Raw genomic sequence first — 5457 nt, 5'->3', positions numbered from 1 at the left:
TAGTTCCTAGACCAGCAAACACTTCCTGCCGCTGTTTTGCTTTCTAACGAATTTCAATTTCCCAAAATTTAAATTCAGCCCGTTATCCAAATCGTCGAAAGTCCTGCCGAAAAAAAATATGTTAAGTCGGCGGATGACAGTCTATGCGAGATATCTTCCAGCCGTGAAATGAGTTGTCAATGAGATAATTAGATTTCAACACGGGATTAATAGACTGTCATCCAACGAGTTAATAATCTTTCCGCCCCGAGTTTCTACTATTTTGCATAACGGCTGGGGGTTGATAAAGTGCAGGCGGTTGGAACATCGTCATCGTCCCACGATAAGAAGCTGGATTGAAACGATAAAGTTTCCTAATCCGCTGATAGCCTGCATTTTATTAAACCCTTGTTAGGGCTAGTATTTTTAAATTTTCTCAATTAATAGTCTCAATTCTAGTCGTTTAATGGAACTTCAATCAAATAACTAACTGAAACATTTTTCCCATTATGATATGGTGCAGAAAAATCAGGCATCTTATCAATCAGATTTCTAATGATTTCTAATTCACTTTCTTTGTCATAATAAGCATTTTGTATGGATATTTTTCCTTTTTCGTTTATTAAAAGGTAAACTCCAACTTTTTTGATTTTATCAGATAATTTCAAATTACTTTTAAAAAAATCAAAAATCAATGAATCATTATCAAACTCATCAACTGCACCTTCAAATAAAGGTTTCCTTTCTACACTATGATAGCTGTAGATTGGTTGATTTTCATTTAAGTTGTCTCGATTTATTATTATAATGGATTCTTCTGGCTCCCAAGTTCTTTTTATAATTGATACAAAATTAAATTTTTCAGGTTGCTTTTTATCAATTCTTATTTTCAGGCTATCAGATGTAGAAAAATCTTCTTCAATTGCATAAAGGTCAAAATGACCTGAATATTTTTCGCCAAAATACTCATAGGTAAAATATATTCCACTTGTATCAATCATATCAATCGCTACAACATCAGTGTAGTATTTATTCTCACAACTCATCAATAACTGGAGAGTTGTCAATAGATAAATCAAGTGAATAATTCTTTTCATAAACAACAAATTAATTGAGGAATTTTCGGTTTCGTCTTCAAATATTAGCCCTAACGGTGGAGGGTGTATAGCGTGCCCATCGAATGAAACAACGTCAACATCCCACGAGATAAAGTTAGATTGAAACGAGCAAGTTTGCAAATCATCGAATCCCTGGGCATGCTATGCAACCTATGTTGGCGGTAGTTGTTAAATTATTTCTTCTATGATTTCAAAGATTATTTTAAAAGATTGAAAGTCCTCTTTTTTACAATTTTTACAAATCCAGTCGCAAAAGTTCTTCTTTTCGTCCTTATTAATTTCATTCAAGATTTCTTCAAAATCAATCCCTCTTTTTGTACCAATTGTTTTTTTGAAATCAACGAAAGCTTTCTTTTCTTCAATTGCCTTTTGAATTAATTCATTTGAAATTAGATTTTCAATACCCTTTTTTATAATTGAATCAGGATTAGAAGGAATTATTCTTTTAAATTGTTTCCCAAAATCTTCATTTGTTTTATTTGTATCACAATCATATAGGAAGATTTTAATTTGTGAAACAGTTTCCCAACTTTCTTCCTTTAACAAATTCCATAGTTTATCAAGATTCCGAAAACCTCCTCTTTGACGAAGTTCAACTTTTTCTAGCAACTCATTTTTATTTAAAAGTTCTCCTGCTTTTGTTATATATGTAATATCATGTTCACCTTCGACAAAAACTATTGGTTTTGGAGTTAGTTGTTCTTCAATTTTTGATTTTAACTTTCCTTCACTCCAAGGTTCCCCATATTTCTTAGATATTGAAAATAATTCTAAATAGAGAGATTTGATTAGTGCATAGTATTCATCAACAATATTTATGTCGATTAAATCAGGTGTTTTCTCTATACAGTAAAAATTGTAATTTATTTTTTTTGTTTTTTTTGTTTTTGTTCCAATAGGACTGAAAAGAGAATCACTGATATCCCAATCTTCATATTCTTCTAAATGATCTTTTTTCCTATTTACTTGTTTTGAATATTCTTCACCTTCTTTTTCAACAGTTTCTGAATAATTTTTTAAAATATCTTCATTCCATTCATTTATTTTATTAGTTAAGAAGTCTTTCTTTAAAATATCTTTAATACTATACAATTGATCCCTTAAACTGTTAAAATATTCATCTATAGTTTTTTGATCTGTAGTATTAATTATTTGAAGAATTTCGTTCTCAAAATTTGGTAAACGATTACGCCAATTCTCAATTAAACTATTAAAATAATCATTTTCAAAAAATAATTTCCCAGTTTTATAATCACTATAGTCCTTTACTGTGCCCTTTTCAAAAAAGTCCCATAATGTATTTATAGTTATATTTCTAAAAGGAAAAATTAATTCCATTCTGATATTCTTTTTTCTTTTTTTTCAATTACCGCCAACGGCTGGGGGTTGATAAAGTGCAGGCGGTTGGAACCTCGTCATCGTCCCACGATGAGAAACTGGATTGAAACGGTAGAGTTTCCTAATCCGCTGATAGCCTGCATTTTATTAAACCCTTGTTACCAGCTGGGCTTGATTATTTATTCTAATTCTGTTAATTCATAGTTTGTGCTTCTTCCTCCGCTATCTGATTTTCTTAGTATGCTTTTATCAATTAAGTCTTGAATGTCTCTTAATGCAGTGTCTTGAGAGCATTTAGCAATTTTTGCCCATTTTGATGATGTTAAATTCCCGTCAAAACCATCTAGCAACTTGTTTAAAATCAATCTTTGTCTTTCATTCTGAAGTTTAACAGAATTCTTATTCCAAAAATTGTGTTTAAAGATTACTTTCCTTAATACTACTTCAGAGTTATTTAAAGCATTCAAGAGACAACTCAAAAACCATTCTAACCAACTGGTAATGTCAATGTTTCCTTTTTGGGTTTTTTCTAGTATTTCATAGTATTCTTTTCTTTGAGTTCGTATCTGCGCGGACATACTATAAAACCGCTGAGGAATTCCATCAGACCTAGTCAAAAGCATATCAGTTATTGCTCTTGCAATTCTGCCATTACCATCTTCGAAAGGATGTAATGTTACATACCACAAATGGGCTATACCTGCTTTAATTACAGGTTCTTCAAGATTATCGTTATTAATCCATTCAAGGAATAGATTCATTTCTTTTTCTAATCTATCTGCTTCGGGTGCTTGAAAATGGATTATTTCTTTTCCAAGTGCTCCTGAAACAACTTGCATTGGACCTGTTGAATCATCCCTCCAATTTCCAACAATAATTTTATACATTCCACTTTTTCCTGTGGGGAATAGTGCGCAATGCCAATCAAATAATCTTTCTTTAGTTAATTGATTTTTATAATTTTGTGTTGCATCCAACATCATTTCAACAACACCTTCAACATCTCTGTCAGAGGGAATTAATCCAGCGATATTCATCCCTAATCTACGTGCGATAGATGAACGAACTTGATCTGCATTTAATATTTCACCTTCTATTTCTGAGGATTTAAGAACATCAAGCGTCAGCGTATCCAATATAGCCTCATCCCTTAATTCGAATCCAAGGGATTCCATTTTTCCAACAATTCTTCCTTGATAATTTCTTACCTTTCCCAACAAAGGCAATAACTTTTCAATTTCCCACTTGAAATTTGGCCAACCCTCTTTTTCGTATATATAGATTTTCATTCTCTGCAATTTATGCGGTAAATATACAATTTATTCTCCGCACTTCAAAATAATATCCGCACTTTATGCTGTGAATAGCGGTTTTATTCTCCGCATTTCCGTCTCGTCGCCTTGCTGGTAACGGCTGGGGGTTGGTAGAGTGCAGGCGATTGAAACATCGTCATCGTCCCACGATGAGAAAGCTGGATTGAAACGGTATAGTTTCCTAATCCGCTGATAGCCTGCATTGTACCAAACCCTTGTTACCAACAGTTTTTTATTTTTGTCATTCAAATTTCTTCAAGTTTTTTGTCCAATATTCTTCAATAAAACACCATTTCCCATTTTTAAATTTTTCAAGTATTTCTAAGGGAAATTTTTCAAGAAGAATATTTTTACTTTCATTATTTATAAAAACAAATATTCCTTTTTCTTCTTCGCTGTCTTCACATTCTCTTCCCGATATTGTTCCTAGTTTAGTTGCTCTAAAATTCTCAATTATAAATAAGTCACTGTCCCAATTGCTGTCTGCACAACCGCTTCTATGGTATGAGTAATAATAATTTGATTTAAGAATTTGTAAGGGTTCTGGGTAAAGTGAGAAATTCTCAATTGGTTTAAATTCTTTATTCTTTGCGTCATAAACAATCAAGTCATTTATTGGATTGTTTCCAAAATACGAAATAATTATGTCTTTATGTCCGTCATCATTAAAGTCCGAAAATTCAAAGAACCTACTATATTCATTACTTTTAAAAACAACTTTCTTTGATTCATTTTCAATGTAGAAAAAGTTGTCTGTTCTGTATACTGCAAAATATTTTTCTCCTTCAATAATTGCAGAGTCTATAGCTAAAGTCGAAGAGTCAACTAAACTGTCTTGGCAAAAAACTGTCAAATTACAAAGAATCAAAAATTTGAATATCAATATTTTCTGAGATTTCGTCATAAAATTGTTGGTAACGGTGGGGGGTGTAAAAAGTGCTGGATCTTGGAACAACGTCATCGTCCCGACGAGACGAAGCTGGACTGGAACGAGGAGTGACCTAATCCGCTAGAAACCAGCATTTTGTACACCCCGTGTTAACGGCTGTTATTTAATTCATCCTTTAATTCCTTAATCCTGTTTTCCTTAAAAGTAGATTGTTTCATCTGATTAGATTCTACAAGATATTTTAACTCATTTTTCTTGTCATTCTGCTGCCTGAAAACAACACTTAAATTATAAAATGTCTCAGGAGATTTTCTGCTTTTCAACTCTTCAAAAAGCAATTCCTTTGCTTCTTTTAGTTTGTTTCTTTTTATCAAAACAAGAGAAAGATTATTGATGTCAGTTGAATTTTCATACTGGTAAACAGATAATACATTTCTGAAATAAATTTCAGCAAACTCATAATTTTTTTGCTTGTATTCCTGTAATCCTAATTCTCTCATCTTTCCATATGTTAAATCAGGAGCATAATAAGAACTATATTTTTCTCCATCAAATCGAAGAATAGAAAACTTCCAAACAGGATTAGTTTTTTGTCCAGTATAGTAAATATTTATTATCTGGATGTAACCATTTTCATCATATTCTCCCCACAAATGCCCACCCCAGATTTCAGAAACTTTTTTTAATTTTTCGTTTTGTACTATATATATTTCTTTAACAATATCAGAACCACCATTGTAATAATTTAAAATATATTCGCATTGTCCATCTTTATTTAAATCTACTGTTCTAACATTGTCATGATAAAATTCTGAGCCGT

The 5457-nt window shown here is 31.8% G+C and carries 6 protein-coding genes; all 6 read right to left on the bottom strand.

All coding sequences use genetic code 11. The features are described 5' to 3' along the window. Positions 1 to 434: 434 nt before the first annotated feature. Positions 435 to 1217 (bottom strand): hypothetical protein, encoded by a 783-nt coding sequence (locus tag HPY60_11815; GenBank protein NPV51862.1) that lies wholly within the window; start codon positions 1215 to 1217, stop codon positions 435 to 437. Between the two features lie 48 nt (positions 1218 to 1265). Continuing rightward, positions 1266 to 2435, bottom strand: coding sequence for a hypothetical protein (locus HPY60_11810; GenBank protein ID NPV51861.1), 1170 nt, complete (start codon positions 2433 to 2435; stop codon positions 1266 to 1268). A 179-nt stretch (positions 2436 to 2614) separates the two neighbouring features. Further along, positions 2615 to 3724 (bottom strand): Fic family protein, encoded by a 1110-nt coding sequence (locus tag HPY60_11805; protein NPV51860.1) that lies wholly within the window; start codon positions 3722 to 3724, stop codon positions 2615 to 2617. A gap of 83 nt (positions 3725 to 3807) precedes the next feature. Continuing rightward, on the bottom strand, positions 3808 to 3951 hold the full coding sequence (locus HPY60_11800) for a hypothetical protein (GenBank protein ID NPV51859.1): 144 nt from the start codon (positions 3949 to 3951) through the stop codon (positions 3808 to 3810). Positions 3952 to 3989: 38 nt separating this feature from the next. Beyond that, positions 3990 to 4601 (bottom strand): hypothetical protein, encoded by a 612-nt coding sequence (locus tag HPY60_11795; GenBank protein ID NPV51858.1) that lies wholly within the window; start codon positions 4599 to 4601, stop codon positions 3990 to 3992. 185 nt (positions 4602 to 4786) lie between these two features. Continuing rightward, a partial coding sequence (locus tag HPY60_11790) for a hypothetical protein (GenBank protein ID NPV51857.1) occupies positions 4787 to 5457 on the bottom strand: 671 nt, incomplete at its 5' end.

Source organism: Methanofastidiosum sp., from assembly GCA_013178285.1.
Lineage (GTDB): Archaea > Methanobacteriota_B > Thermococci > Methanofastidiosales > Methanofastidiosaceae > Methanofastidiosum.
This window is presented reverse-complemented; position numbering and strand designations above follow the sequence as displayed.

Excerpts from the sequence above, each read along its gene's own strand:
- HPY60_11805 (NPV51860.1), bottom strand. The coding sequence starts at position 3,724 with ATGAAAATCTATATATACGAAAAAGAGGGTTGGCCAAATTTCAAGTGG.
- HPY60_11800 (NPV51859.1), bottom strand. The coding sequence starts at position 3,951 with ATGCAGGCTATCAGCGGATTAGGAAACTATACCGTTTCAATCCAGCTT.
- HPY60_11810 (NPV51861.1), bottom strand. The coding sequence starts at position 2,435 with ATGGAATTAATTTTTCCTTTTAGAAATATAACTATAAATACATTATGG.